This window comes from Uliginosibacterium sp. 31-12, from assembly GCF_030548425.1.
Lineage (GTDB): Bacteria > Pseudomonadota > Gammaproteobacteria > Burkholderiales > Rhodocyclaceae > Uliginosibacterium > Uliginosibacterium aquaticum.
On record NZ_JAUOOA010000001.1, the window covers coordinates 373861 to 399161 of the forward strand.

The following is a 25301-nucleotide window of genomic DNA, read 5'->3' on the forward strand; positions in this document are numbered from 1 at the left end:
CCGGTTACCGTGCGGGCTGACGAGTCCTGAAGTACCCTGACCATGCATATTCGCCCATTCAATCTTGCTGACGAAGCTGCCGTGATTTCCCTGTGGCAGATCTGTGGTCTCACACGGCCGTGGAACGATCCTAGACTGGATATCGTCCGCAAGCTCACCGTGCAGCCGGAACTGTTTCTGGTGGGCGAAATGGATGGAATGGTCGTAGCCAGCGTGATGGCTGGCTATGATGGACATCGAGGTTGGGTGAATTATCTTGGTGTGGCGCCGGAGCAGCGGGGGCGGGGTTTTGCCCGGGCACTGATGATACGGGTGGAGGAGTTGCTTACGGCACGTGGCTGCCCAAAGCTCAACTTGCAGGTGCGCCAGGATAACGAGGTGGCTCTAGGTTTTTATGCGGCTATCGGTTATGGCCAGGATGCGGCTTTGAGCCTGGGCAAACGCTTGATCCAAGACTGACTATCTGGAGGAGATTTCATGCACGGAAAATTGTGGACGATCTTGGTTGGACTCGTTGTACTGGCCGGCTGTGCTTCGGCACCGCCAGCGGACCGTTTCGTAGCCTCTGCAGATGGTCAGGAAGTGACCGACACCCACTACAAGCTGGTGTGGCGTCGCTGCGTAGAGGGCATGGTGTGGGATGGCAAGACCTGCAGTGGCAGCGCGCTGGAGTTCGCCTATCCCGATGCGCTTTCGCGCGCGCGCGTGGAGGCCGGCGCGGGCGCCAAGGCCTGGCGGATTCCGACGGTGCAGCAGTTGGGGCATCTGGCCGATCGTCGTTTCAGCAAACCGGCTATCGACAGCAGCATGTTTCCGGCAACTCCGACAAAATGGTTCTGGACCGACAGTGATCTGCATCCCGCCGATTACGATCCTTTCCAGCCGCAGGATATCTGGGTGGTGGATTTTGCGAGCGGGCGCAGTGGCATGACCAAGTCGGATGATCGCCTGCCGCTGCGACTGGTGCGCGTGATCAAGTAGTTAGCGGGGACAAAGCCGGGCGCGCGGCTGTGCGCCCGGGCTACAATTACGGTCTTCCCCTGCAATTTACGTGCATCAGACCAACATGACCCGCAAGATTTTCGTTACCAACGCCCTGCCGTATGCCAACGGCGATATCCACCTCGGCCACCTTGTCGGCTACGTTCAGGCCGATATCTGGGTACGCTTCCAGCGCATGCTGGGCAACGAAGTGCATTACGTGTGTGCCGACGATACCCACGGCGCGCCGGTGATGCTGCGGGCCGAGAAGGAGGGCATCAGCCCTGAGGCGCTGGTCGAGCGGGTGCGCGGCGAACATCTGCGCGACTTCACCGATTTCGGTGTGGCCTTCGACAACTACCACTCGACCCACAGCCCGGAAAATCGCGCCTACGCTGAAGACATTTACAAAAAGCTGCGCGCCGCCGGCATGATCGAAACGCGCGCCATCGAGCAATACTACGATCCGGTCAAGAACATGTTCCTGGCCGACCGCTTCATCAAGGGCGAGTGCCCCAAGTGCGCGGCCAAGGACCAGTACGGCGACAGCTGCGAGGTCTGCGGGGCCGCCTATGCGCCGACCGAACTGAAGAATCCGTATTCGGCCGTGTCCGGTGCGACGCCCGAATTGCGTTCCTCCGAGCATTTCTTCTTCCGCTTGTCGGACCCGAAGGCGGTCGAGTTCCTGCGTGAATGGACCCGCGCCACTAATGCCGATGGCTCCCGTCGCATGCCGCCGGAAGCTTCCAACAAAATGCGCGAATGGCTCGGCGAAGCTGGCGAGAATAAGCTCTCGGATTGGGATATCTCGCGCGATGCGCCGTACTTCGGTTTCGAGATTCCGGACGCGCCGGGCAAGTATTTCTACGTCTGGCTGGATGCGCCGATCGGTTATCTGGCTTCGTTCAAAAACTATGCAGACCGCATCGGTCTGGATGTGAGCGACTACATCGATCCGGTCAAGGCCGAGGCGGCTGGTACCGAGATGGTTCACTTCATCGGCAAGGACATCCTCTACTTCCACGCTCTGTTCTGGCCGGCGATGCTGAAGTTCGCCGATTACCGCACGCCGAACTTCCTCAACGTGAACGGTTTCCTGACCGTTGATGGCGCCAAGATGAGCAAGAGCCGCGGCACCTTCATCACTGCCCGCTCCTATCTTGAGCAGAAGCTGAATCCGGAATGGCTGCGCTACTACTACGCCGCCAAGCTCAACTCGAACATCGAGGATCTGGATCTTTCGCTGGATGACTTCGTGGCCAAGGTGAATTCGGATCTGGTCGGCAAGTTCGTGAATATCGCCAGCCGTTGTGCCGGCTTCATCAGCAAGCGCTTCGAAGGCAAGCTGTCGGCGAGCGATGCTGCAGCGCTGGCCCCGTTCGTTGCTGAAGAAACGATTGCGGCACTGACGAAGGCTTTCAACGATCGCGACTACTCCAGCGCGCTGCGTGAAGTGATGCGTCTGGCCGATGTGGCGAATGTGTACGTGAATGACGAGAAACCCTGGGAGCTGGCGAAAGATCCGGCCCAGCTGGAGCGCCTGCACCGCGCCTGCTCGACCGCGCTGAACCAGTTCCGTGCCCTGACGATCATGCTCAAGCCGGTGTTGCCGACGCTGGCCGCGCAGGTCGAAGCCTTCTTCTGCGTGACCGTGTTCAAATGGAGCGATCTGGCCACGCCGCTGCCGGCAGGTCACACCATCAACACCTATGCTCACCTGATGACCCGCATCGAGCGCAAGCAGATCGATGCGCTGATCGAAGCAAACAAGGAAACCCTCGTGACGGAAGTGAAGCAGTCCGAACCGGCGCAGAAGCATGCCCAGCATCAGGCACATACCGCTCAGACCGAGACGGCACAGGCCGAGGAGTTCGAACCCTTCATCAGTATCGATGACTTTGGCAAAGTTGATCTGCGCATTGCCAAGATCGTCTCCGCAGAGCATGTGGAGGGGGCGGCCAAGTTGCTCAAGCTGCAACTGGATATCGGCGAAGAAAAACCGCGCCAGGTTTTCGCTGGCATCAAGAGTGCCTACGACCCGGCTTTGCTGGTTGGGCGCCTGACCGTGATGGTGGCCAATCTCGCGCCGCGCAAGATGAAATTCGGCATGTCCGAAGGCATGGTGCTGGCAGCATCCGACGACAAAGGTGAAGTGCCCGGTCTCTTCATCCTATCGCCGGATTCGGGCGCCCAGCCTGGCATGCGGGTGAAGTAAGCGATGCAGAGCGCCTCGCGGGGTTTTCGCGTTACGCCGCGTCTCCTGCTGTGGCTGGTGCTGGATCTCGTGGGCATGGTCCTGTTTGCTGGCGGCGCGCTATATCTGGCGGCAGGGCAGGTACTGTACCTGCGCCTGCCCACGACGCTGATCGAGGCTGCGGTTTTGCTGGTGGCCGGTGGTCTACTGATGCTGGTTGCTGCGGCCAACTTGCTGCGCGAAGGTTTTTCTGGCCGGACGGTTCAAGCACTGGACAAACCGTTGCGTGACTGACTGGTCGTGGCCTTGCGACGGATCTCGCCGGCCTGGGTTTTTGTCTTGCACCTGCGACGGCGTTGAATTTATTCAGTCTGGTTTTGGGCTTGAATTTGCAGAGGAGCGTGGCAGTGATGTCGTTGCACAGGTTCCATCCGAAGCTCCAGGAAGCCATCGAGGGCTACACTAAACACCGCTTTGCCCGTGATCTGTCGGCAGGTTTTACGGTAGGCGTACTGGCCTTACCGCTGGCGATGGCCTTTGCGATAGCCAGCGGTGTCAGCCCGTCTGCGGGGATCTGGACTGCCATCATTGCTGGTTTCATCATTTCCGCTTTTGGCGGCTCGCTGGTGCAGATCGGTGGTCCCACGGGTGCCTTCATTCCCATTCTGTATGGCATCGTCGCCGCCCATGGGGTGAGCAACATGCTGGCCGCGACTTTCATGGCCGGCATCCTGCTCGTAGTGATGGGGCTTACGCGGATGGGTAACCTGATCCGTTTCATTCCGATCTCGGTCGTGATCGGTTTTACCAATGGTATCGGGGTGGTGCTGGCGCTGTCGCAGGTCAAGGATTTCTTTGGTCTGGGGGGCGGAGCGCTGCCGGCTGAGTTTTTTGCACGGATGCGGGTGCTGGTCGAACTTGCACCAACCGTCAATCCTTATGCTGCAGCGCTGGCCTTGGCAACCGTGGCGCTGAAGGCCGGTTGGGAAATGCTGGGACGACGCTATCCTCGCGTTGGAGCCGTACCGGCTTTGTTGATAGCGCTATTGCTGGGAACTGCGCTTGGAGTCGTGCTGGAATTGCCAGTGGAAACCATTGGCAGCCGTTTCAATGGTATCCCCCAGGGCTTGCCGGCCATTTCATTCCCTTTGCCCGATCTGAGTCGCTTGGGCAGCCTGCTGGCGCCGGCTATCACGATAGCCTTGCTGGGGGCGATCGAGTCTTTGCTCTCTGCGCGTGTGGTCGATTCTCAGGTGGGCGATCGGCATGACCCGAACCAGGAATTGATGGCCCAAGGGCTGGCCAACATTGCTTCGCCATTCTTTGGCGGCATCGCTGCTACGGGCGCGATCGCACGTACTTCGACCAATGTACGTGCCGGTGGCCGTACGCCGGTTGCTGGCATCGTACATGCGCTGACCCTGCTGATCATCGTGCTGGTGGCTGCGCCTCTGGCTGTCTGGGTGCCGATTCCTGTATTGGCGGCGATTGTGGTGGTGACTGCCGTGCGCATGGGGGAGTGGCATGAGTTCGCGCGCTTGCGCCATTTTTCGTGGAACTACCGAATTACCCTGTTGGCCACTTTTCTGCTGACGGTGCTTTTTGATCTGACTGTTGCGGTGGAAATCGGCATGCTGCTGGCGAGCCTGTTCTTCATCTATCGAATGCAGGATCTGACCGTAGCTGAGCCACTTGGCGTGCAATTGCGTCCTGGCCTGCTGGCTTTTGATTTGCGTGGTTCGCTGTTTTTCGGAGCAGTGGCCAAACTGGACGCCCAGCTCGATCCCGCGCGCCTTGATGTTGAAGTGCTGATTCTGAATCTGCGTGAAATCCTCAATATTGATACCTCCGGGGTCGACTGGCTGGAAGGGCTGCAGGAAGCGCTGGAGAAAAAGGGGGCGACACTGGTGCTGTGTGGTCTGGGCAAGCAGCCCCGCTCCATCCTGCAGCGCTCAGGTCTTGCGGCTCAGTTGGGCTTGCATAACCTGTGTGTCGATATCGAAGCGGCCTTGCTGCGGGCACGCGAGATCCAGAATGAGCGGGAGTGAGGCAGCCTTGAGAGCGGATCAGATCGTGGTGGGGCGCCGCCTGCGGGTCAGTGGAACTGTGCAGGGGGTGGGCTTTCGATGGTTCGTGTGCAGTGTGGCGCGTGAGCTGGGTTTGCAAGGCTGGGTGCGCAATCTGCGCAGTGGTCAGGTTGAGGTGCTGGTTTGGGGCGCGCAGCCTCAGGTTGTGGCGCTGATCCATCATGTGAGTCTGGGGCCGCCGCATGCCCGTGTGGACGCGCTGGAAGTGGAAGACTCGGCAGAGCGCACTGCGGGCTTCGATCAGAGGCCAACTATCTGAGCGATAGGCGGGGGCAATCGAATCCGGGGTTTACCTTCAAGGCAGTGCCAACCATAATCCGCACACCCAAACCCCTCCGGTTTACTCAGGTATGCCGGAGCCATTTTCGAGAGAGGACTCATCATGGCCGTTCTGGTTGCCAAGCAAGCCCCCGATTTCACTGCGACTGCCGTTCTGGGCAACAACGAAATCAAGGACATCACCTTGTCCGCAGTGAACAAGGGCAAGTATGTCGCCTTGTTCTTCTACCCGCTGGACTTCACCTTTGTGTGCCCTTCCGAGCTGATCGCCTTCGATCATCGTCTGGAGGAATTCAAGAAGCGTAATGTGGAAGTTATCGGTGTCTCGATCGACTCCCAGTTCAGCCATCTGGCCTGGAAGAACACTCCGGTCGACAAGGGCGGCATCGGCCAGGTTGGTTACACTCTGGTTGCTGACGTGAAGCACGAAATCGCCAAGGCCTACGATGTTGAATCCGAAGGCGGCGTGGCGTTCCGTGGCACTTTCCTGATCGATAAGAGCGGGGTGGTGCAGCATCAGGTCGTGAACAACCTTCCGCTGGGCCGTGATATCGATGAGCTGCTGCGCGTGATCGATGCCCTGCAATTCACCGAAGAACATGGTGAAGTCTGCCCGGCAGGCTGGAAGAAGGGTTCAAAGGGTATGAACGCTTCGCCGGAAGGCGTAGCCAAGTACCTGGCTGAAAACGCCAAGGCCTTGTAAGCCGGCTTCTTTCGCAGAAACCAGCCCGGTGGCGCGAGCCCCGGGCTTTTTTGTATCTAAAGCTTCCCCTAAGGGTGCCGTTAGCCCCTTTAGCCGCGCGGACTCTGACGCGCCGGACATTGGGGGAGTGAATAATGAGCATTGCACGCAAGATCACCTTGCTGGTTGTGATTGCCTTGCTGACCTGTGCGGCAGTCATCGCAGTGGCTGTCAGCGGGCTGAGTCGCGTCAAGACGGGCGTGGATGACATCACCGCGACGACCCTGCCGGCCGTGATGGCTGCCGGCGACGTGCGGGCCATGTATCTGAGCCTGCACGCTGCGGCCTACGACCGGGCCTTGATCAGTGATGCCGATGCGGCCAAGACGGCGGATGCCCGCATGGCTGAGCTGGCCGAGGGTATCGTCAAACAGATCAATTTCTATACCGAAAAGGCCCATGAGGAGAGCGAGAAGAAGCTCCTCCTTGACGCCAAGACAGGTATTGCAGCCTATATGGCACGTATGAACCAGGTGCAGAATCTGGCCAAGATGGGGGAGCAGCAGATGGCATTGGGCATCATGCAAACTCAGGTCGGGCCTATTCACAAGCAGCTGGCTGAGGCTTTTGAGGCCTTGCTCAAGGCCAAGAAAGAGGAGGCAGACGCGGTTTCTCAGTCGGCCAGCGATGCTTTTTCCAGCACTTTGGCTGCGGTCATCCCGGCGGCATTGGTGGGTTTGCTGGTGATTGGCGTGATGGGCTTCTTCCTTGGCCGCTCAATCGTGCAGCCGCTTGCGGCCATGCAGGCCGCCATCGTGCGGACGGCTGAGGCGCTGGACTTTCGGGATAGCATCCCGGTGCGCTCACAGGACGAGATCGGCCGCACGCTGACCGCCTATAACGCGCTTCTGGCCCGCTTGCGCTCGAGCTTCGCCGACGTGCAGCAGGCTACCCGGCGCATGCAGCAGGTGGCGGAGCAGGCCGACAGCACGGCGCAGGACATTGCCCGCAATTCCCGCGTCCAGAGTGATGCCTCCTCCAGCATGGCTTCTGCTATCGAGGAGCTTACGGTGAGCATCTCGATGGTGGCCGGGCAGGCTCAGGAGGCCAGCCAGCATACCCACGCCTCACGTGCGAGCGCCGATCAGGGGGGCGAAGTGATCCTGGCAACGGTGGGTGGCATTCAGAAGATTGCCAGCAGCGTGCAGCTGGCGTCCGAACGCATTGGAGCCCTGCGTAACGACAGCGACAGCATCTCCTCGGCGGCCAACATCATCAAGGAAATTGCCGACCAGACCAATCTGCTGGCCCTCAATGCGGCCATCGAAGCTGCCCGCGCCGGTGAGCAAGGGCGCGGTTTTGCGGTGGTCGCTGATGAGGTGCGCAAGCTTGCTGAGCGCACGGCCAATTCCACTCAGGAAATCAGCATTTTGCTGAGCAAGATGAAGGACAGTGCCTTGCTGGCTGTCGACAGCATGGGGCAGGCGGTGCAGGAAGTGGCTGCTGGGGTGGAGAAGGCCCGCATGGCCGGTGAATCCATCCAGACCATTCGAGAGGGCTCAGGAGCGGTCGTTGGCGTAGTCGAGGAAATCACCGAAGCGGTACGTGAGCAAAGCTCGGCAAGCACCGTGATCGCGCAGCAGATCGAGCAGATTGCCCAGATGACCGAGCGTAACTCCAACGCTGCCAACGAAGCGGCAAGTGCCGTGGACCAGATTACCGCCATGAGTCGTGACATTGCCCGCACCCTTGATGCCTACAAGGTGTGAGCTGCGGGGGCTTGCCCCCGTCATGCTCAGTTGGCCAGTGCGGCGCTGACGATTTCCTGTGCCTCGCGCACGATTGTCTGCAGATGTTCGGCGGAGATGAAGCTCTCGGCGTAAATCTTGTAGATGTCTTCCGTGCCGGAGGGGCGTGCGGCGAACCAGCCGTTGGCAGTCGTGACTTTCAGCCCGCCGATGCTGGCACCATTGCCCGGCGCGGTGGTCAGGCGTGCGGTGATCACTTCGCCGGCCAGCGATTGGGCTGCGACCTTGTCGCCGGTGAGTTGCTTGAAGGCCTTCTTCTGGGTTGGCGTAGCGGCCGCATCAATGCGGATGTAATGCGGTGCGCCGTACTGAGCAGTGAGCTCGGCGTAGTGCTCGGCCGGGTTCTTGCCGGTGACTGCCGTGATCTCGGCGGCGAGCAGGCCGAGGATGATGCCGTCCTTGTCGGTGCTCCATACCGTGCCGTCGCGGCGCAGGAAGGAGGCGCCGGCGCTTTCCTCGCCACCAAAGCACAGGCTGCCGTCCTGCAGGCCAGGCGCAAACCACTTGAAGCCGACCGGCACTTCCAGCATCTGACGGCCGAGGCCGCCGACCACGCGGTCGATCATGCTGGAGGACACCAAGGTCTTGCCCACCGCGCAGCTGGCCCACTGCGGGCGGTGCGTCAGCAGATAGCGGATGGCGACAGCCAGGTAGTGGTTGGGGTTCATCAGCCCGCTGGGCGTGACAATGCCGTGGCGGTCTACGTCGGCGTCATTGCCCCAGGCAATGTCAAAGCGATCCTTGAGGCCGACGAGGCTGGCCATCGCGTAGGGGCTGGAGCAGTCCATGCGGATCTTGCCGTCGTGATCCAGCGTCATGAAGGCGAAGGCCGGATCAACCTTCGGATTTACCACCTCGATGTTGAGGCCGTATTGCTCGGCGATGCGCGACCAGTAAGCCACGGCTGCCCCGCCCAGCGGATCAACACCGATCTTGAGATTCGCCTTGCGGATTGCCTCCATGTCGATGACATTGCCGAGATCGGCGATGTAGGCCGTTGCAAAGTCCATCTGGGTGATGCAGGCGGCCTTGATCGCCTCGGCGTAGGGCAGGCGCTTCACTTCGATATTGCCAGCGGCCATAAGCGCATTGGCGCGCTGTTCGATCCAGCCGGTCACATCGGTGTCGGCCGGGCCGCCATTGGGCGGGTTGTACTTGATGCCACCGTCCTGCGGCGGGTTGTGCGAGGGGGTGATGATCAGGCCGTCGGCCAGACCGCTGTCGCGCCCCTTGTTGTAAGTCAGGATCGCGTGCGAGATCACCGGGGTGGGCGCAAAGCCGTCGTCCGCCTGCATGCGCACCTGCACGCCGTTGGCTGCCAGCACTTCGATGGCCGAGCACTGGGCCGGGGCGGAGAGGGCATGAGTGTCCTTGCCGATGTAGAGCGGGCCGGTGATGCCCTGCGCCGCGCGGTACTCGCAGGTGGCCTGGGTGATCGCGAGAATGTGAGCCTCGTTGAAGCTGTGCTTGAAGGCGGTGCCACGATGGCCGCTGGTGCCGAAGGCTACGCGCTGCTCTGCGATGCTCACGTCCGGCAGCTCACCATAGGCGGCGAGCAGGGCGGGAATGTCGGTCAGGGCGTCATTCGGGGCGAGCTTGCCGGCGAGAGGGTGGGCCATCGGGAACTCCGTGAAAGGTGAATGCTGCTGATTTTAAGCGAGGCGTTTCAGAGCAGGATTTCTTTTGCCTGAGGATGGCCAAGAAAGTCACGCGGGCTGGCGGTGAAGCCGTAGGCACCGCTCTGGTAGACCACCACTAGATCGCCGGGCAGCGCCAGCGCTAGTTCCATGCGCTCGGCGAGAATGTCCAGCGGCGTGCATAGCGGGCCGACTACCGACACCGTCTCCGTGCGTTCGGGTGCGGCCTTGTTGCCGATGATGACCGGGTAGTTCTTGCGGATCAGCTGGCCGAAGTTGCCGGAGGCGGCGAGGTGGTGATGCAGGCCGCCGTCGCAGACGAGGAAAGTCTGGCCGCGCGAAACCTTGCGGTCGACCACACGGCACACATAGACACCGGCCTCGCCGACCAGATAACGGCCGAGCTCAATGACGAGTTCTGCGTGGGGCAGTTGGGTCTTGGCGAGCTCGGCCAGTGCGGCCAGATTCGCGCCGATGGGGGCCAGATCCAGCGGTGCGTCGCCGGGGAAATAGGGAATGCCGAAGCCGCCGCCGAGGTTCAGCGTGCGTACCGGCGCCGGTGCGTGGGCAGCCAGGCGCACGGCCAGCTCGAAGCTCAGCTGCTGGGCTTCGACGATGGCTTCGCTGCGCAGGTTCTGCGAGCCGGCAAACAGGTGAAAGCCCTCGAAAGCCAGTCCCAGATCGCCGATTCGCTGCAGCAGCTCCGGCACGTTTTCGGCATCCACGCCGAAGGGCTTCGGCCCGCCGCCCATCTTCATGCCCGAGGATTTGAGTTCGAAATCCGGATTCACGCGCACGGCGACGCGGGCGGGCAGGCCGAGGCGCTGCGAGAGCGTGGCGAGTAGTTCGACTTCGCGGAAGGATTCGACGTTCAGCAGTACGCCGGCACGTACCGCCGCTTCCAGCTCCGGCTCGCGCTTAGCCGGGCCGGCAAAGCTGATTTCGCGAGCGTCCATGCCGCTGGCGAGTGCCACGGCGAGCTCGCCGCCGGAAGCCACGTCCAGCCCGTCAACCCGTCCGGCCATGTGCGCCACCAGGGACGGCATGGGGTTGGCCTTGATTGCGTAGTGCAGCTTGACCGCAGCGGGCAGCGCGGCACGCAGGTGGGTGATACGGGCGTCGATCACGGCGCGGTCGTAAGCGTAGAAAGGCGTGCCGAGCTCGGTGGCGAGCTGCGAGACTGACTGGCCGCCGATCACCAGTTCGCCATTGACGATGGGGTACTGGGTCATCGGAGCGTGGCGGGGTTTGACTGACATGGGTATGGGTGTGGCAACAATTACAGGGACATCTTCAGCTTGCGTCCGCCGCTGATGGAAAATCCCTCGCGTTCATAGAAAGCTAGGGTTCTGTCGAACTGAGGGAGTGGTGGCGTTGTAACTTCCAGACGTTTCCAGCCCCGCGCGGCCGCAAACGCTTTTGCCTGTGACAGCAGACGCAGCCCGAGCCCTTGCTCCCGGAAGCCGGGACGGATATAGAACTCGGGGATGCTGCCGAAAACACCTTCGGTGTAGAGCGCATAGCTCTCACAGAGAGCGATGAAGCCGGCTGGCTGGTCCGCAGTGGTGCGCGCGACAAATACGAAGTAGCGGCCCTTGTCGAGAAAATCTTCGAACTGCGACAGGCTTTTCGTGAAATCAAAATTGAATGCTTGCTGGCCCGTGATCCGCGTGATTTCGGCCAGCAATTCGCCGAGCATGGTTGCAACCTCGGGCGCATCCCCGGTATGGGCTTCGCGGATCACAAAAGTCGTGTTCATGCCGGGTCGTCCAGCGGTGAATTCGGAAACAGATCGAGGAAGGTCGTTGCCAGCGCCTTGCGGTCGATCTTGCCGTTGGCATTGCGCGGCAGCGGCTCATGGCGGAGCGCAATGTGGGCCGGCAGTTGGTAGGCGGGCAGACGCAGCTTCAGCGCTGCGAGCAGCGCGGCGGCCTCTGCATCGGCGCGGGCCGGGGTGGCGATCAGCACGATGGCCGCTCCCAGCTGGGGATGCGGCACGCCGACGGCCGCGCATTCGCCGACCAGTCCGGTGGCATAGACCTCTTCCTCTACTTCGCCGGGGCTCACGCGGTAGCCGGAGGTCTTGATCATCTCGTCCGTGCGGCCGATGAAGTAGAGGAAGCCTTCTTCGTCACGGCGCACCGTGTCGCCCGAATACACGGCCATCTCGGGCAGCATCAGGCCATGCGGGCGCAGGTGGGCGGGCAGCGGGCGGAAGCGCTCAGCAGTTTTCTCCATGTCGTTCCAGTAGCCCATCGCGACCAGCGGGCCACGTTGCACCAGCTCGCCCGGCTCGTTGGCTGCGCATTCCGTGCCATCAGGCCTCAGCACCAGCACTTCGTTGTCCGGAATCGCCTTGCCGATGGAGTCCGGCCGGCGGGCGACTTCTGCCGGATCAAGGTAAGTCGCGCGGAAGGCTTCGGTGAGGCCATACATGAGGTAGGGCTGGGTCTGTGGCAGGCGTTCCAGTAAGGACCGGAGCGTGGCTTCAGGCATATGGCCACCAGTGTTGGCGATGTAGCGCAGGTGGCTTGCAATCGATTCCGGCCAGGCCGATAGGGTGAGCTGGATCCACAGAGGCGGTACGGCGGTGAAGCCGGTGATGCGTTCGCGCTCGAGTGCCTTGATCACGTCACGCGGCATCAGGTAATTGAGCAGCACGACACGTGCGCCGGCATGGAAGGCTGTGGTGAGCTGTGAGAAACCGGCATCAAACGACAGGGGCAGGGCGGCGAGCAGGCTGTCGTCCGGGCTGTTGCCGAGGTATTCCGCCACGCTCTTGGCACCGGCCACCAGATTGCGGTGGGAGAGCACCACGCCTTTGGGGCGGCCGGTGCTGCCTGAGGTGTAGAGGATGGCCGCCATGTCCAGCTCAGTGACGGGCGGGTTGAAGCTTCGGCCTGCTTGAAGAACATCGCTCCAGACATGAATCGAGCAGTGCGTTTCGCTTTTGCCAGGCCCGGTGAGGATGATGTGACGGAGGTCGGAGCACTGGGGGAGTACGTGCTGCCAGCCGGCAAGGCGTTCGGGCGAAGTGAGGAGCACGCGCACATTGCAGTCGCGCAGGATGTAGGCGACCTGCTCGGCTTTCAGCAGTGGATTGATCGGTACGAAAACGCCGCCCGCCGCAGTGGTGCCGAAACTTGCGACGACCGTTTCGATGCGCTTGTCGAGCCAGATGCCGACACGCTCGTTGCGGCCAAGCCCCAGAGCTGTCAATCCGCTGGCGACGGCGGAGGTGGCTTGCCACAGGCTTGCGTAATCCAGCGTATGGCTGCCGACGGTGAGCGCTGGTGCGGCCGGACTACGCGCAGCGCTGTTTTCGATCAGATGGTGGAGGAGCCAGGCGTCACGCATGGTTTGAGGTTTCTGGACTGGCCGGGACAGGTTCAGGGCTTATAATGCCGCGCTTTCGTGCTGCAAAACCAAGGATACGATCTTGTCTTCGCTCGATACTACGCGCCGGGAGGTGTTGCAGGTGCTGGAAGAGGTTCTGGGCCTGGGGGGCCGCGCTGCATCCTTCGACGATGCTACGCCGCTGTTGGGCGCTGTCCCCGAACTGGATTCGATGGCAGTGGTAGGCGTGATTGCCGCACTTGAAGAGCACTTCTGTTTTCATCTTGCCGACGATGACATCGACGGCTCGACCTTCGAAACGGTGGGCACGCTAAGCACTTTTGTGGCGAACAAGCTCGGCCGCTGATCGTTCCCTGCGGCAGGGCTCTTGGCCGCTGCCGCAGCTCACCCGGCTTTCGCCGGGGCGGCGCCCAAGCCTTACTTACTCTTGATCATCGTGCCGACACCATGGTCGGTGAGGATCTCAAGCAGCAGGCAGTGTTCCACGCGACCGTCAATGATGTGCACCGAGTGCACGCCGCTGCGCGCTGCGTCCAGCGCGGAGCTGATCTTCGGCAGCATGCCGCCGGAGAGCGTGCCGTCGGCGACCAGGTCGTCAATCTGGCGTGGGGTCAGCCCCGTAAGCAGATTGCCTTCCTTGTCCAGTACGCCCGGGGTGTTGGTCAGCAGCACAAGTTTCTCGGCCTTGAGTACTTCGGCGAGCTTGCCGGCGACCAGATCGGCATTGATGTTGTAGGTTTCACCCGCCGAGCCCACACCGATCGGGGCGATCACCGGGATGAAATCGCCTGAATCGAGGAAGGTGATGATCGAAGGGTCGATCGAGGAAATCTCGCCGACCTGGCCGATATCCAGCATCTCCTCGGGGTTGTCCTTGTTGGGCATCATCAGTTTCTTGGCCCGGATGAACGCGCCATCCGCTCCGGTGAGGCCCACGGCCTTGCCGCCATGTTTGTTGATGAGATTGACGATGTCCTTGTTGACCTGGCCGCCGAGCACCATCTCGACGATGTCCATGGTCTCCGCATCGGTCACCCGCATGCCCTGGATGAACTGGCCTTGCTTACCTACGCGTTTGAGCAGGTCGTCAATCTGTGGGCCGCCACCATGCACCACCACCGGGTTCATACCGACCAGTTTCAGCAGCACCACATCACGCGCGAAGCAGTCCTGCAGTTTGGGGTCGGTCATCGCATTGCCGCCGTACTTGATGACGATGGTCTTGTCGAAGAAGCGTTTGATGTAGGGCAGCGCTTCCGCGAGGATTTCGGCCTTCAGGGCGGGGGCGAGCTGCTTGGTGTCTGCGGACATGGCGATACCTTGGAAGGTGGAGCGAAAGGCAGGATTTTAGCGCATGAAAAAGGCAGAGCCCGGCGGCCCTGCCTTGTTTTTCTGCCACTCGTCCATCTCCGCCACAGGAACAGATCTGCCACCCTGCGGCCACACGATCCGGCAGCGACCCGTGTCGGCCTGTTCCGGCAACGCCCCGTTCAGCTGATCATCAGCTTTTTGGCCTGGGTGATGGTCTTGTGCGGCAGCGTGAGCTCCAGTACGCCATCGTTGAATTTCGCGCAGGCTTTGCTTTCATCCAGCGTTACCCCCAGATCGAAGCTGCGGGAAACCTTGCCGAAACTGCGCTCGGTGCGCAATACGCGCTCGCCATCCTTTACTTCGCGTTCGTGCTTGCGTTCAGCGCTGATCGACACCGTGCTGCCTTCGATTTGCACATGGATGTCTTCCTTCTTTACGCCAGGGAGTTCGGCGTGCACGGTGTAGGCATCGTCCTTTTCACGAACGTCGATCTTCATTGACGGCCCATCCATGGCCGTGCCGTATTCAACCGGGCGGACGAAGAAACCGCGGAATAGATCCTCGAAAGGATCAGAACGCATGATGTTTGCCATGATGCTCTCCTTTCCTGACTGGTCACAAAGTGGGGAATTTCCTTCCCCCTCCACTACCAAAATGGGAGTGCCAACGTCGATCATCAAGGGTGCGGAGATCTTTGTGGCGGGAGGTAGCGCTCAGGTTTCCAGGCCAGAGGTCTGACGATGGGGAAGCATCAGGATGGCATCCTGGTTGGTCCAGGAGAAACAGGCGCTGGCGGCTTCTTGCCAGGGTAGCCAGCGCTGGGCGCGATGTTCCGCTGGCGCCAAGCGGACCTCGGAGGGTTGCGGTACACAGACGCTGAAAACGTGTTCGAGATTGTGGTTCACGCCGGGGGCGTAGCGGTGGCGCCATTGCGCCAGAATTTCGAAACGATTGGCCAGATGCCAGTCCTGCAGGGCTGCTGCTTCAACTAGCAAGCCCGTCTCTTCGGCGAGTTCGCGGCGTGCTGTTTCACGCAGGTTTTCCGTGCCTTCGCGGCTGCCGGTGACGGATTGCCAATAGCCCGGATGCAGGGCTCGCTCGATGAGCAATACCTGCAGATCCGGTGTGTGGATGACAACCAGGACCGATTCGGGCTGTTTGTAGCCTTGGCTCAAGCGTTTACTTCCAGACGGGGAAGCTCAGGAAAGTCGCCGATGAGGAGCACCCAGAATCTGATTTTCTGCTCATGCCAGACCTGCACTGCGTCTTCAAGAATTTCGACCAGGGTGTTGAAGCTCTCCGGGTCCGCGGTCTGTAGCGGTTCTGCACGCTGCAGAGCGAGAACGTATGTGTTTGCCTCGTCCCAGGACATGTCGCTGAGGCAATCGGCCAGCGCATCCCAGTTGTGGCCGTACCAGTCCGGGAAATGCAGGGCACGGGCCAGCACATGATGGAGCTTAGTGGTGTCCGTAGCGGTCCCCAGGTCAATGCGATAGGTTTTGCCACCTGCGGTATGTGCGGCCTGGAGCATGGTGCGCGCGGAGTCTGCCGAACAGGCGCTAAGGCTGGCGTCAGCCTTGAAGAGCAGCTCGGAAGCCGTCGGAAGTGAGGAGGTGGTTTTCATGGCTGGATGATGCGCTTGAAGCTGCGGTAATGGTCAGCGCTGTAGTAGTACTCGCGCGCTTCGCCGGTCACGATGCGGCGTGCTCCCCGATCACGCGAGCCTGGCGTGGGTACGGTGTATTCGCGGTAGTAAGCGCGTGCCTGGGCGGGCAAGCGGCGTTCGCGGTTCTGGAACACGACGCCATCCTTGCGGTAGGGGAAGGGGCCGCCGCGTTCGATCAGGCGCAGGGTGTCGCGCGCTTCGGGCGGGAGTTCTGACTGGTGGATGCGGGCAATGCTGCCGTCGGCCAGTTTTTCGCGTGCGGCGAGCGGCTGAAGCCCTGAGAGCAGGAGCGCCAGCAGCGCGAGGATGAGGTGTTTGATGAACTTCATGGCCCGAGTTTAGCAGGCAGGCTGGGGCGTGCGGCCTTGTTCAGCGTACCTGCTCGGGCTTGATGCCATTCTTGCGTAGCAGGGCGTGGTAGTAATCCACTAGTGCCGCAAGACGCTTGTTGCCTGGATCCTGGCGGCGTACCCGTTCGATGAAGAGTTTGGCATTGCTGGCGAAGTGATCGTTCCAACCGATGTTTTCGATGTGCTTGAGCAGGGCCAGAGAAGCGTTGAAGGCTACGTTGGTGTTGCCAGGCAGCTTTTCGGCTGCCTCCAGCATCTGGCGTACGGCGCCGTCGTAGTCGCCGCTCTGGGCAAGCTGGGCGCCCTCGGTCATGATGTCGCGGACCTCCGTGCGGATACGCTCGGCGAGCTGGGCACCGAGCTCCGGGCGGCCGAGATCGACCAGCATGTTCTTGATGGCTTCGACAGCGGCGTCGTCTGCCGCATGACGCATGACGTCCATGATGACTTCAGCCGCCATCTCGTCTTGCTTGTTCTCTATGCAGATGCGCGCCAGATCCTTTTTTATGCTGACCGAGGCGCCCAGGCGCGGATCGTTGAAACGGATAGCTTCCTCCAGTGCCGCGTTGGCCTTGGCGGTGTCGCCGGTATGGGTGGCGACCATGGCATTGGAAAGTGCCTTGCACAGCGCCGTCTTGGGTTGGCCGCTCATGCTGCGTTCCATGTCACGGACGGTGTTGGCAGCCCCCACTGAGTCTCCAGAGCCGAGCTGAGCCTTGACGAGCAGGACATGGTCTTCCGGATCGCGAAAGTCCGAGTACTTGCCTTTCTCCACGACCGTATTGAGCATCTTGGTGGCGGTGGCCATATCGCCCACCTCAGTTGCCACTTCGCCGAGCTTGCGCAGGCGGCGTACGGTGTGCGGAGAGACTTTTACCGCGTCTTCCAGTACGGCCTTGGCTTCGTGCAGCTTGCCGGTGGCTTCGCGCGTCTTGGCTAGCCAGTCGTAAGCATCCAGATACATCTCGTTCTCGGCCAGCAACTCCTCGAGTTGTTCCTCGGCTTCGTTGTAATGCTTCTGCATGAACAGGGTCTTGGCCAGACCCAGTTTGGCCCACGGGACTGCTTTGGTCTCTAGAACCTTGGTGTAGCAGTCCTGCGCTTCGCTGGCCTGGCCTGCGGAGACATGCAGCTCCGCACGCAGGCGCAGGAAGTCGACAAGATGACCGGGGTGGGCCTCTTCGCCGCGCCGGCAGGAGGCAATGGCCTCGGGAATGTTGCCGGCTTCGATGAGTTTGTAGGTGGGGATGAAAATGTCACGTTTTTCCAGCGCCTTGGCGATGCGACTGAGCAGCTTCTCTGAGGAGAAGGGTTTTAGGATGTAGTCGTTGGGCGCCAGCTCGGCGGCGCTGATCACGCGCTCATGCTGGCTCTCGCCGGTGATCATGAGGAACAAGGTGGCCAGCGGGATCAGATGGTGATGGCGCAGGTCTTCGAGCAGGTGCTGACCATCCTGACCTTCGCCGAGATGATATTCGCACAGGATGATGTCGAAGTTCTGGTCGCGCAGCTTGCGCACCGCTACGCCGGCTGAAACAGCCAGAGCCACCTGGGTGATGCCACACAGTGAAAGCATGTTGCGCAGCTGGGTACGCATGCCGGCGTTGGCTTCAACGATCAGGACCGAAATCTCTTCGATTTTCTGGGGCATGTGGGCTCGCCATGCGGGCGAGAAAGTCGCCCGATCTGCTTGTGCCTACGGCAGGGAGCCGCTTTTCTTTAGGGCAGCGTACTTTCCGGCAGACTTGCAGGAGCAAGGGTTGCGAGCGCAAAGGCGAGCTGGCGGGCGCGTTCGTGCAAGGCATCGTAACGACCGGAGGCTCCGCCATGGCCAGCTTCCATGCTGGTGAGAAAGAGCAGGGGATTGTGGTCAGTCTTCAGCGTACGCAACTTGGCAACGTACTTGGCCGGCTCCCAGATCATCACCTGTGAGTCGTGCAGGCCAGCTTCGATCAGTATCGGCGGATAGGCGCGGGCTTGCAGATTGTCGTAAGGAGAATAGGCCAGCATGCGTCGGTAGTCCGCCCGCCGTTCCGGGTTTCCCCATTCTTCGTATTCGCCTACGGTGAGCGGCAGGCTAGGGTCCAGCATGGTGGTGACGACATCCAGGAAAGGCACTTCGAGGATAGCTGCACCGAAGAGCCCGGGGGCCATGTTGAGTGCAGCACCCACCAGCAGGCCGCCAGCACTGCCGCCGTTGGCGAGGATCTTCCCCTTGCTGGTGAAGCCTTGGGCGATCAGGGTTTCGGCGCAAGCAAGATAATCACTGAAGCTGTTCTTCTTCTCTTCCAGCTTGCCGGCTTCATGCCAGCGTTGGCCGAGGTCGCCGCCGCCGCGGACATGGGCGATCGCAAAGATCCAGCCACGGTCGAGTAGGGACAGGCGTGTTGCCGAAAACCACGGGTCGTTGCTGATGCCGTAAGCGCCATAGCCATCGAGCCACAGTGGGGCACTGCCATCCAGTTGCGTCGCTTTGTGCCATACCAGCGAGATGGGGATTTGCGCGCCATCGGTGGCCATCGCATGAATCCGAGCCGATGCATAGTTGGCCGGATCAAATCCGCCTAGTACTGGCTGGCGCTTGAGAAGGGTTGATGTGCGGCTTGACGGATCGTAGGCGAAGAGAGAATCCGGCGTCGTCAGTGATTCGTAGGTGTAGCGCAGGATAGGGGCGTCCCACTCGGGTAAGTCTTCCAGATCAACGACATAGGCTGGGTCCGAGAAGGCGATCTGGTGGGTTTTGGCACTGGGGAGGTGAGTCAGCGATAGCTGGGGCAGGCCGGCGCAGCGCTCGGAGGCGATGAGCCAGTCCTGATAAAGATCGACGCCTTCAAGGATCACCTCTTCGCGCAAAGCCAAGACTTCTTCCCAGTGTCCATGCCAGCGGGCGAGAGGGGCGCGGAGCAGGCGGAAATTCTGTCCCGCATCATTGCTGCGCAGATAGAGATGATCGCTGTGGTGATCTACTTCGTATTCCACGCCGGCGCGGCGGCGCTGCACCAAGCGCCAGCGGCCTCTGGGCTGGCTGGCCGGCAGGATGCGTGCCTCGCTGGTGGTATGGCTGGTGCTGCTGGCAACGATGAGGCCGCGTGAGCGGGTCTTGAAGACCAGCAGGTTGAAGCGTTCGTCGCGCTCCTCATGGAGTGGGGTAGGGGCTTTGTCTTGCAGATGCTGACGCCACAGGGAGCAGGCGCGCTTGGTTTTTGCATCCTCAGTTACGAAAAACAAGGTGGCACCGTCAGCGTTTTCGTCTTCAGCCCAAGCAAGGCTCACTACTCCCTTGTGGCTGAGGCGCAGGTTGCGACCGCTGACCAGGTCACGCACGCGCAGCCGGTAGGAGCGCTGGCCACGCGTATCTTCAGTCCATGCGAGATAGCGCCCGGATGGTGAGAGCTCATAGTCCCCAACTTCGTAGAAACTCTTGCCTGCCGCTTCGAGGTTCTCGTCGAGCAGGATCTCCTCGGGGGCGTCTTCCCAGCCTGTGCTTGTGATGCGTTTACGTGCATGAACCGGGTACTGCGCGCCCTGAACGGTTCGGCTGTAGTACATCCAGGACCCGAACTTCACCGGTACCGAAAGATCTGCCTCCTGGATCCGGCTCAGCAACTCGGTATACAGCGCTTCCTGTGCGGCTTGCGTTGGTGCCAGCACAGCCTCGGCATAAGCATTCTCTGCGCGCAGGTAGTCCAGTACTTCTTGGCTTTTCACCTTGCGTAGCCAGTGAAACGGGTCAAGGCGTACGTGGCCGTGGGCAAGGAGCTTTTTAGCGCGCTTGGCGGCATTGGGCGGAGTTGGCGAGAGATCGAGTTTGCTCAAGGCGGAGCCGGGTATCAGAAAGTGAGGGGGTAAAAATACAAGGGCCGCCAAGGAAAATCCTGGCGGCCCTTGCCTGCTAGTCTCGCGGCTGCTTAAGCAGCGCCATCGGCCTTCTGCACATTGCGCAAACGGATGTGCAGTTCGCGCAATTGCTTCTCGTCGACCGGGCTCGGCGCCTGTGTCAGCAGGCACTGGGCGCGCTGGGTCTTGGGGAAGGCGATCACGTCGCGGATCGATTCGGCGCCGGTCATCATGGTGACGATGCGGTCCAGACCGAAGGCGAGGCCGCCGTGGGGCGGAGCTCCGTACTTCAGCGCGTCGAGCAGGAAGCCGAACTTGAGCTGGGCTTCTTCTTCGCCGATACCGAGGGCAGCGAAGACCTTCTCCTGTACGTCGGCGCGGTGGATACGCACCGAGCCGCCGCCGAGTTCCCAGCCGTTCAGCGCGAGGTCATAGGCCTTGGCCAGACACTTGCCCGGATCGGTGGTGAGCAGGTCCAGATGCTCATCCTTCGGCGAGGTAAAGGGGTGGTGGCAGGCGACCCAGCGCTTGTTTTCTTCGTCGTAGTCGAACATCGGGAAGTCGACCACCCAGGCCGGGGCCCACTTGCGACCATCGACGTGGCCCTTTTCATGGCCGATCTTGCTGCGCAGTGCGCCCAGTGCGTCGGTGACGATCTTGGTCTTGTCGGCGCCGAAGAAGATCAGGTCGCCACTGATGGCGCCGGTGCGCTCGATCACGGCCTTCAGCGAGGCTTCGGACAGGTTCTTGACGATCGGCGACTGCAAGCCGGTTTCGTTGATCTGGGTGACGTCATTGACCTTGATGTAGGCCAGACCCTTGGCGCCGTAGATCTTCACGAACTCGGTGTAGCCGTCGATCTCACCACGCGTCAGTGCCGCACCGCCGGGGATGCGCAGGGCGGTGACGCGGCAGGCCGGGTCGTTGGCTGCGCCAGCAAAGACCTTGAAAGCCACGTCTTTCATCACGTCGGCGACATCGACGAGTTCCAGGGTCACGCGCAGATCCGGCTTGTCGGAACCATAGCGGGCCATGGCGTCAGCGTAGCTGATGCGCGGGAAGGGATTCGGCAGCTCAACGTCGATGGCATCCTTGAACACGTAACGGATCAGGTCTTCCATGATCGCGGTGATCTCGTCTTCCGTGAGGAAGGAGGTTTCCATATCGACCTGGGTGAATTCCGGCTGGCGGTCGGCGCGCAAGTCTTCGTCGCGGAAGCACTTGGTGATCTGGTAGTAGCGGTCGTAGCCGGCCACCATCAGCAACTGCTTGAAGAGCTGGGGCGATTGCGGCAGAGCGAAGAATTGACCGTCATGCACGCGGCTGGGCACGAGGTAATCGCGTGCGCCTTCCGGCGTGCTCTTGGTGAGCATCGGGGTTTCGATGTCCACGAAACCGGCATCGTCCAGATAGCGACGGAACGCGCGCGCAGTCTTGTAGCGCAGCATCATGTTGCGCTGCATAGCTGGGCGGCGCAGGTCGATCACACGGTGCGTCAGGCGCACGTTTTCGGACAGGTTTTCGTCATCCAGCGGGAAGGGCGGGGTGACCGATGTGTTCAGCACTTCGAGCTCGTGCGCCAGCACTTCGACTTCGCCGGAGATCAGGTTGGCGTTGGTCGTGCCTTCCGGGCGACGGCGCACCTTGCCGGTCACGCGCAGGCAGAACTCGTTGCGCACGTCTTCAGCGATCTTGAAGGTCTCTGCACGATCCGGGTCGCACACCACCTGCACCAGACCCTCGCGGTCGCGCAGGTCGATGAAGATCACGCCGCCGTGGTCGCGACGACGATGGGCCCAGCCGAAGAGGGTGACGGTCTGGTCAAGCAGGGCGGCGGAAACGAGGCCGCTGTAAGTGGTACGCATTGAAGATCTCCGTGATCCGGTATTTGTGTGTTGTCTTGATTCGGAAGGGCCATCAGCTATCGCTGACGGCGGATGTTCAGTTTCTGGCTGCATCCGGGGCAACCGAGCCCATCGAGATGATGAATTTCAGTGCTTCATCGACCGACATCTCAAGCTCTACGACATCTTTTCTGGCCATCATCAGGAAGAAACCAGAGGTCGGATTTGGTGTGGTCGGTACATAAACGCTGACCACTTCGGCTGGAAGATGCTGCTCTAGCTCGCCGCCGGGGGTGCCTGTCTGAAAACCGATTGTCCAGCAGCCCTCGCGTGGATACTGAACCAGCAGCGCCTTGCGAAAAGCCTGGCCGCCAGGGCCTAGCAGCGTGTCCGAGACCTGTTTGACGCTGGAGTAGATCTGCTTGACCACCGGGATGCGGTTGAGAACGCTCTCCCAGGTTCTTACCAGGCGCTGACCGAAGAAATTAGAAGCCACTACCCCAGTAGCGATCACCACCAACAGGGTGATCAAGGTTCCCAAGCCCCACAGCTTGAAGCCAATCAGGTTGTTCGGCTGCCAAGCTTGTGGCAACAGCAGAAGAGACTGGTCCAATGTGCTGACAATCGCACGCAACACCCAGACTGTAATGACCAACGGTATCCAGACCAGTAGGCCTGTAATCAGGTATTTTTTCATTCAGACGGCGCAGCCTTAGTGGCAGGCACAGCTACCCGCACAGGGCGGGGGAGGTGCATCAGGTGCCGCTGGGCATGCAGCTTCGGATTTGGCTGAGCTGCTGGCGCTGCCTTTGAAGTCTGTGGCGTACCAGCCGCTTCCTTTGAGCTGAAAACCTGCTGCAGTCAGCTGCTTTGTGTAGCTGGCGCTGCCGCAGGCCGGGCAGGCTGCGATCGGCGCATCGCTATGCTTCTGCAGGTGGTCTTTTTGGTGGCCGCAGTCGCCACAACGGTATTCGTAGATGGGCATTTGATTCTCCTCAGCCGTGCATTCTAACGCATTGGCACAACGGGAAAAACCGCCGGCTGATCGTGGTGAGCACGCTAGCGGGCGGTTTTTTTGCTGTAAGGGCTGAAGATCGGGCTTTCAGATCAATCAGAGCGGCACGAAAAGCGCGCTCAAGGCGTCACCAAAGAAAATGGCAAGAATCCCCGCGCCGGCGAGATAGGGGCCAAATGGAATGGGTGTTTCACGCCCGTGTCGGGCAAACACCATCAGACAGATTCCGACGCAGGCTCCGACGACCGAGGAAAGCAGTATGACCGCAGGCAAGGCCTTCCATCCCAGAAAGGCACCTATGGCGGCGAGTAGTTTGAAGTCGCCATAGCCCATTCCTTCTTTGCCTGTCACCAGCTTGAACAGCCAGTACACAGACCAGAGGGCGAGGTAGCCCGTCATTGCGCCGATTACGGCTGCATCCAGCGTGACGAATGTCTGGTTTAGGTTGAATAGAAGCCCTCCCCACAAAAGTGGAAGAGTGATGTCATCGGGCAATAGGAAAGTGTCGAGGTCGATGAAAGTCAGGGCGATCAAAGCCCATACCAACAGCAGCCCACCAGCGGTTTGCCAGCCATAACCAAATTTCCATGCGACCGTAGCTGAGAGTGCTGCAGTAAGCGCTTCAATCAATGGGTAGCGCAGACTGATCGCTGCGCGGCAATGGCGACATCTGCCACGCAACAGGATGTAACTGATGAGTGGAATGTTTTCGAGGGCGCCGATAAGGTGCCCACAATGCGGGCAGCGAGAACGTGGCGTGGCCAAGCCCAGTTGCTCGCTTTTCGGAGCGGTTTCGCCGCGCATTTCTGCCGCATCAGCTAGCCAACCTGCTTCCAGAATTTTGGGCAAGCGATGAATGACAACATTGAGGAAGCTGCCAACACACAAGCCGATCAAGGTGCAGCAGAGGACCAATATGGCCGGAATAGTCAAGTATTCATTAAGAGGCATAAGTGTATGGGGAAGGGCGGCACTAGACCGCCCTGTTGATTATGAAGGTCAGACCACTTGGCCGAGCTTGAAGATTGGCAGGTACATGGCAACCACCATCCCCCCGATGACGGTACCGAGGAATACGATGATGATTGGTTCCAGCAATTGCGATAGGCCGGCGACCATGTCATCCACTTCACGCTCGAAGAAGTCAGCGACCTTGGCACACATGCTGTCAAGCTGGCCGGATTCTTCGCCAATTGAAACCATCTGAACAACCATGGCCGGGAAGACTTGCGCCCCCTGCATGGCAACAGTGAGGCTGGTGCCGGTGGAAACCTCGTTCTGGATGTTTTTTGTTGCGACCTTGTAAATATGATTACCCGCAGCGCCGGCGACAGAGTCCAGCGCTTCAACCAGCGGAACGCCAGCAGCAAACATTGTGGAAAGCGTACGCGTCCAGCGTGCGATGGTGGCCTTGCGCAGGATGTCACCAATGACTGGAATCTGAAGGCTCATCCTGTCCACCCAAGCTTGCATTGCAAGGGATCGCTTGTATGTAGAAGCTATGCCGATTACTGCTGCGATCAATGCCAATAAAATCAGAAAGCCGTTGGCTACAAAGAAATCTGAAAGAGCCATGACAAACAACGTAGGAGCAGGTAAGTCTGCTCCGAAGCTTGTAAACACTTTTTTGAACTCTGGAATCACGAAGATCATCATGACAGCAGTTACTGCACCGGCAACGACCATTACCGAAATCGGGTAAAAAAGTGCTGCCTTGATTTTGCTCTTGATGGCCAGCATTTTTTCCTGGTAGATCGCTATGCGGTCTAGAAGGTTTTCCAATGCACCTGACTGCTCGCCCGCCGCCACCAGATTGCAATACAGCGCATCGAAGTGCTGAGGATGTTTGCGCAGAGAATTGGCCAGACTCGTGCCCGTCTCGACTTCACTGCGGATGTCATTGAGTAGGCGACCCAGCGCGGCATTGCTGGTGCCCTTGATCGCGATGTCGAAGGACTGAAGAAGAGGCACGCCGGCGCGCATCATTGTTGCGAGCTGGCGAGTGAAGATTGCGATGTCCTTATCCTTGACCTTGGCGCCACGGCCAAAGGAGCGTTTCTTGACCTTGGTAACCGAGATGCCTTGACGTCGAAGGGTTGCTTGGACCACGTTTGCAGTTTGGGCGCGAAGCTCTCCGCGCACAATTTTTCCTGCTTTGTCCTTGCCTTCCCAAGTGAACAGGTTCTCTTGCTGGGAAGCGCTTGCTGGGCGGCGTACGGTGCGGGTTGCAGTGGCCATGGTGTTTTCCGTGGA

At 60.4% G+C, this 25301-nt stretch carries 25 protein-coding genes; 9 read left to right on the forward strand and 16 right to left on the reverse strand.

Features of this window, described 5'->3' with window-relative positions; translation table 11 throughout:
• Nucleotides 1–42 precede the first annotated feature (42 nt).
• The 8 genes from Q3Y64_RS01695 to Q3Y64_RS01730 all read left to right on the forward strand — a co-directional run bounded on the left by Q3Y64_RS01695 (nt 43) and on the right by Q3Y64_RS01730 (nt 7992).
• Entirely contained in the window at nt 43–459 is a 417-nt protein-coding gene (locus Q3Y64_RS01695) for a GNAT family acetyltransferase (protein ID WP_303559715.1), read from the forward strand.
• A gap of 18 nt (nt 460–477) precedes the next feature.
• A complete protein-coding gene (locus Q3Y64_RS01700) occupies nt 478–981 on the forward strand; it encodes a DUF1566 domain-containing protein (RefSeq protein WP_303559717.1) in 504 nt (167 codons plus the stop codon).
• An 85-nt stretch (nt 982–1066) separates the two neighbouring features.
• Entirely contained in the window at nt 1067–3196 is a 2130-nt protein-coding gene (gene metG, locus Q3Y64_RS01705) for a methionine--tRNA ligase (RefSeq protein WP_303559718.1), read from the forward strand.
• Between the two features lie 3 nt (nt 3197–3199).
• Entirely contained in the window at nt 3200–3469 is a 270-nt protein-coding gene (locus Q3Y64_RS01710) for a hypothetical protein (RefSeq protein WP_303559720.1), read from the forward strand.
• 116 nt (nt 3470–3585) lie between these two features.
• Nucleotides 3586–5223 (forward strand): SulP family inorganic anion transporter, encoded by a 1638-nt coding sequence (locus Q3Y64_RS01715; protein ID WP_303559722.1) that lies wholly within the window; start codon nt 3586–3588, stop codon nt 5221–5223.
• On the forward strand, nt 5210–5521 hold the full coding sequence (locus Q3Y64_RS01720; RefSeq protein ID WP_303559724.1) for an acylphosphatase: 312 nt from the start codon (nt 5210–5212) through the stop codon (nt 5519–5521). Before Q3Y64_RS01715 ends, Q3Y64_RS01720 begins: the two co-directional genes overlap by 14 nt.
• A gap of 123 nt (nt 5522–5644) precedes the next feature.
• Entirely contained in the window at nt 5645–6244 is a 600-nt protein-coding gene (locus Q3Y64_RS01725; RefSeq protein ID WP_170021724.1) for a peroxiredoxin, read from the forward strand.
• 134 nt (nt 6245–6378) lie between these two features.
• Nucleotides 6379–7992 carry a methyl-accepting chemotaxis protein gene (locus Q3Y64_RS01730; protein WP_303559727.1) on the forward strand — a complete coding sequence of 538 codons (1614 nt, stop codon included), beginning with the start codon at nt 6379–6381 and terminating at the stop codon, nt 7990–7992.
• A gap of 26 nt (nt 7993–8018) precedes the next feature.
• Here Q3Y64_RS01730 and pgm read toward each other — a convergent pair whose 3' ends face one another.
• The 4 genes from pgm to Q3Y64_RS01750 are packed head-to-tail and all read right to left on the reverse strand — an operon-like array spanning nt 8019 to nt 13025.
• Nucleotides 8019–9650, reverse strand: coding sequence for a phosphoglucomutase (alpha-D-glucose-1,6-bisphosphate-dependent) (gene pgm, locus Q3Y64_RS01735; RefSeq protein ID WP_303559729.1), 1632 nt, complete (start codon nt 9648–9650; stop codon nt 8019–8021).
• Between the two features lie 47 nt (nt 9651–9697).
• Nucleotides 9698–10927: a pyridoxal-dependent decarboxylase, exosortase A system-associated gene (locus Q3Y64_RS01740; RefSeq protein ID WP_303559731.1), complete on the reverse strand. Its 1230-nt coding sequence runs from the start codon at nt 10925–10927 to the stop codon at nt 9698–9700.
• Between the two features lie 20 nt (nt 10928–10947).
• Complete coding sequence (locus tag Q3Y64_RS01745) at nt 10948–11427, reverse strand: GNAT family N-acetyltransferase (protein ID WP_303559733.1); 480 nt, start codon at nt 11425–11427, stop codon at nt 10948–10950.
• Nucleotides 11424–13025, reverse strand: a complete 1602-nt coding sequence (locus tag Q3Y64_RS01750; RefSeq protein WP_303559735.1) for an acyl-CoA ligase (AMP-forming), exosortase A system-associated — start codon at nt 13023–13025, stop codon at nt 11424–11426. Before Q3Y64_RS01750 ends, Q3Y64_RS01745 begins: the two co-directional genes overlap by 4 nt.
• Nucleotides 13026–13107: 82 nt before the next feature.
• Between Q3Y64_RS01750 and Q3Y64_RS01755 the strand changes: the two genes are divergently transcribed.
• Nucleotides 13108–13371, forward strand: a complete 264-nt coding sequence (locus Q3Y64_RS01755) for an acyl carrier protein (protein WP_101942560.1) — start codon at nt 13108–13110, stop codon at nt 13369–13371.
• Between the two features lie 71 nt (nt 13372–13442).
• Here Q3Y64_RS01755 and argB read toward each other — a convergent pair whose 3' ends face one another.
• From argB to Q3Y64_RS01815, 12 genes are all read right to left on the reverse strand, one after another.
• Nucleotides 13443–14336, reverse strand: coding sequence for an acetylglutamate kinase (gene argB, locus Q3Y64_RS01760; RefSeq protein ID WP_101942561.1), 894 nt, complete (start codon nt 14334–14336; stop codon nt 13443–13445).
• Between the two features lie 179 nt (nt 14337–14515).
• Nucleotides 14516–14929 carry an Hsp20/alpha crystallin family protein gene (locus Q3Y64_RS01765; protein WP_101942562.1) on the reverse strand — a complete coding sequence of 138 codons (414 nt, stop codon included), beginning with the start codon at nt 14927–14929 and terminating at the stop codon, nt 14516–14518.
• Nucleotides 14930–15049: 120 nt separating this feature from the next.
• Nucleotides 15050–15511, reverse strand: coding sequence for a dihydroneopterin triphosphate diphosphatase (gene nudB, locus Q3Y64_RS01770; protein WP_303559741.1), 462 nt, complete (start codon nt 15509–15511; stop codon nt 15050–15052).
• Entirely contained in the window at nt 15508–15960 is a 453-nt protein-coding gene (locus tag Q3Y64_RS01775; RefSeq protein ID WP_303559742.1) for a barstar family protein, read from the reverse strand. The genes nudB and Q3Y64_RS01775 overlap by 4 nt, the downstream gene beginning before the upstream one ends.
• Nucleotides 15957–16331: a ribonuclease domain-containing protein gene (locus tag Q3Y64_RS01780; protein WP_303559744.1), complete on the reverse strand. Its 375-nt coding sequence runs from the start codon at nt 16329–16331 to the stop codon at nt 15957–15959. Before Q3Y64_RS01780 ends, Q3Y64_RS01775 begins: the two co-directional genes overlap by 4 nt.
• A gap of 40 nt (nt 16332–16371) precedes the next feature.
• On the reverse strand, nt 16372–18003 hold the full coding sequence (locus tag Q3Y64_RS01785; RefSeq protein WP_101942565.1) for a tetratricopeptide repeat-containing response regulator: 1632 nt from the start codon (nt 18001–18003) through the stop codon (nt 16372–16374).
• Nucleotides 18004–18071: 68 nt separating this feature from the next.
• A complete protein-coding gene (locus tag Q3Y64_RS01790; RefSeq protein WP_303559747.1) occupies nt 18072–20168 on the reverse strand; it encodes a S9 family peptidase in 2097 nt (698 codons plus the stop codon).
• Nucleotides 20169–20260: 92 nt separating this feature from the next.
• Entirely contained in the window at nt 20261–22054 is a 1794-nt protein-coding gene (gene aspS / locus Q3Y64_RS01795) for an aspartate--tRNA ligase (protein WP_303559749.1), read from the reverse strand.
• A 76-nt stretch (nt 22055–22130) separates the two neighbouring features.
• On the reverse strand, nt 22131–22730 hold the full coding sequence (locus Q3Y64_RS01800) for a DUF502 domain-containing protein (protein WP_101942568.1): 600 nt from the start codon (nt 22728–22730) through the stop codon (nt 22131–22133).
• Between the two features lie 15 nt (nt 22731–22745).
• Complete coding sequence (locus tag Q3Y64_RS01805; protein ID WP_101942569.1) at nt 22746–23018, reverse strand: FmdB family zinc ribbon protein; 273 nt, start codon at nt 23016–23018, stop codon at nt 22746–22748.
• Between the two features lie 126 nt (nt 23019–23144).
• Nucleotides 23145–23999, reverse strand: a complete 855-nt coding sequence (locus tag Q3Y64_RS01810) for an A24 family peptidase (RefSeq protein WP_303559751.1) — start codon at nt 23997–23999, stop codon at nt 23145–23147.
• A gap of 48 nt (nt 24000–24047) precedes the next feature.
• Nucleotides 24048–25286 (reverse strand): type II secretion system F family protein, encoded by a 1239-nt coding sequence (locus tag Q3Y64_RS01815; RefSeq protein ID WP_101942571.1) that lies wholly within the window; start codon nt 25284–25286, stop codon nt 24048–24050.
• Nucleotides 25287–25301: the final 15 nt, after the last annotated feature.

What these genes read in the sequence shown, in the direction of transcription:
- Q3Y64_RS01730 (WP_303559727.1), top strand. Translation starts at nt 6,379, where the DNA reads ATGAGCATTGCACGCAAGATCACCTTGCTGGTTGTGATTGCCTTGCTG.
- Q3Y64_RS01715 (WP_303559722.1), top strand. Translation starts at nt 3,586, where the DNA reads ATGTCGTTGCACAGGTTCCATCCGAAGCTCCAGGAAGCCATCGAGGGC.
- Q3Y64_RS01775 (WP_303559742.1), bottom strand. Translation starts at nt 15,960, where the DNA reads ATGAAAACCACCTCCTCACTTCCGACGGCTTCCGAGCTGCTCTTCAAG.
- Q3Y64_RS01740 (WP_303559731.1), bottom strand. Translation starts at nt 10,927, where the DNA reads ATGTCAGTCAAACCCCGCCACGCTCCGATGACCCAGTACCCCATCGTC.
- Q3Y64_RS01700 (WP_303559717.1), top strand. Translation starts at nt 478, where the DNA reads ATGCACGGAAAATTGTGGACGATCTTGGTTGGACTCGTTGTACTGGCC.
- Q3Y64_RS01745 (WP_303559733.1), bottom strand. Translation starts at nt 11,427, where the DNA reads ATGAACACGACTTTTGTGATCCGCGAAGCCCATACCGGGGATGCGCCC.
- Q3Y64_RS01720 (WP_303559724.1), top strand. Translation starts at nt 5,210, where the DNA reads ATGAGCGGGAGTGAGGCAGCCTTGAGAGCGGATCAGATCGTGGTGGGG.
- pgm (WP_303559729.1), bottom strand. Translation starts at nt 9,650, where the DNA reads ATGGCCCACCCTCTCGCCGGCAAGCTCGCCCCGAATGACGCCCTGACC.
- aspS (WP_303559749.1), bottom strand. Translation starts at nt 22,054, where the DNA reads ATGCGTACCACTTACAGCGGCCTCGTTTCCGCCGCCCTGCTTGACCAG.
- metG (WP_303559718.1), top strand. Translation starts at nt 1,067, where the DNA reads ATGACCCGCAAGATTTTCGTTACCAACGCCCTGCCGTATGCCAACGGC.
- Q3Y64_RS01725 (WP_170021724.1), top strand. Translation starts at nt 5,645, where the DNA reads ATGGCCGTTCTGGTTGCCAAGCAAGCCCCCGATTTCACTGCGACTGCC.
- Q3Y64_RS01710 (WP_303559720.1), top strand. Translation starts at nt 3,200, where the DNA reads ATGCAGAGCGCCTCGCGGGGTTTTCGCGTTACGCCGCGTCTCCTGCTG.
- Q3Y64_RS01805 (WP_101942569.1), bottom strand. Translation starts at nt 23,018, where the DNA reads ATGCCCATCTACGAATACCGTTGTGGCGACTGCGGCCACCAAAAAGAC.
- Q3Y64_RS01800 (WP_101942568.1), bottom strand. Translation starts at nt 22,730, where the DNA reads ATGAAAAAATACCTGATTACAGGCCTACTGGTCTGGATACCGTTGGTC.
- Q3Y64_RS01810 (WP_303559751.1), bottom strand. Translation starts at nt 23,999, where the DNA reads ATGCCTCTTAATGAATACTTGACTATTCCGGCCATATTGGTCCTCTGC.
- Q3Y64_RS01780 (WP_303559744.1), bottom strand. Translation starts at nt 16,331, where the DNA reads ATGAAGTTCATCAAACACCTCATCCTCGCGCTGCTGGCGCTCCTGCTC.
- Q3Y64_RS01695 (WP_303559715.1), top strand. Translation starts at nt 43, where the DNA reads ATGCATATTCGCCCATTCAATCTTGCTGACGAAGCTGCCGTGATTTCC.
- Q3Y64_RS01815 (WP_101942571.1), bottom strand. Translation starts at nt 25,286, where the DNA reads ATGGCCACTGCAACCCGCACCGTACGCCGCCCAGCAAGCGCTTCCCAG.
- argB (WP_101942561.1), bottom strand. Translation starts at nt 14,336, where the DNA reads ATGTCCGCAGACACCAAGCAGCTCGCCCCCGCCCTGAAGGCCGAAATC.
- Q3Y64_RS01785 (WP_101942565.1), bottom strand. Translation starts at nt 18,003, where the DNA reads ATGCCCCAGAAAATCGAAGAGATTTCGGTCCTGATCGTTGAAGCCAAC.
- Q3Y64_RS01750 (WP_303559735.1), bottom strand. Translation starts at nt 13,025, where the DNA reads ATGCGTGACGCCTGGCTCCTCCACCATCTGATCGAAAACAGCGCTGCG.
- Q3Y64_RS01765 (WP_101942562.1), bottom strand. Translation starts at nt 14,929, where the DNA reads ATGGCAAACATCATGCGTTCTGATCCTTTCGAGGATCTATTCCGCGGT.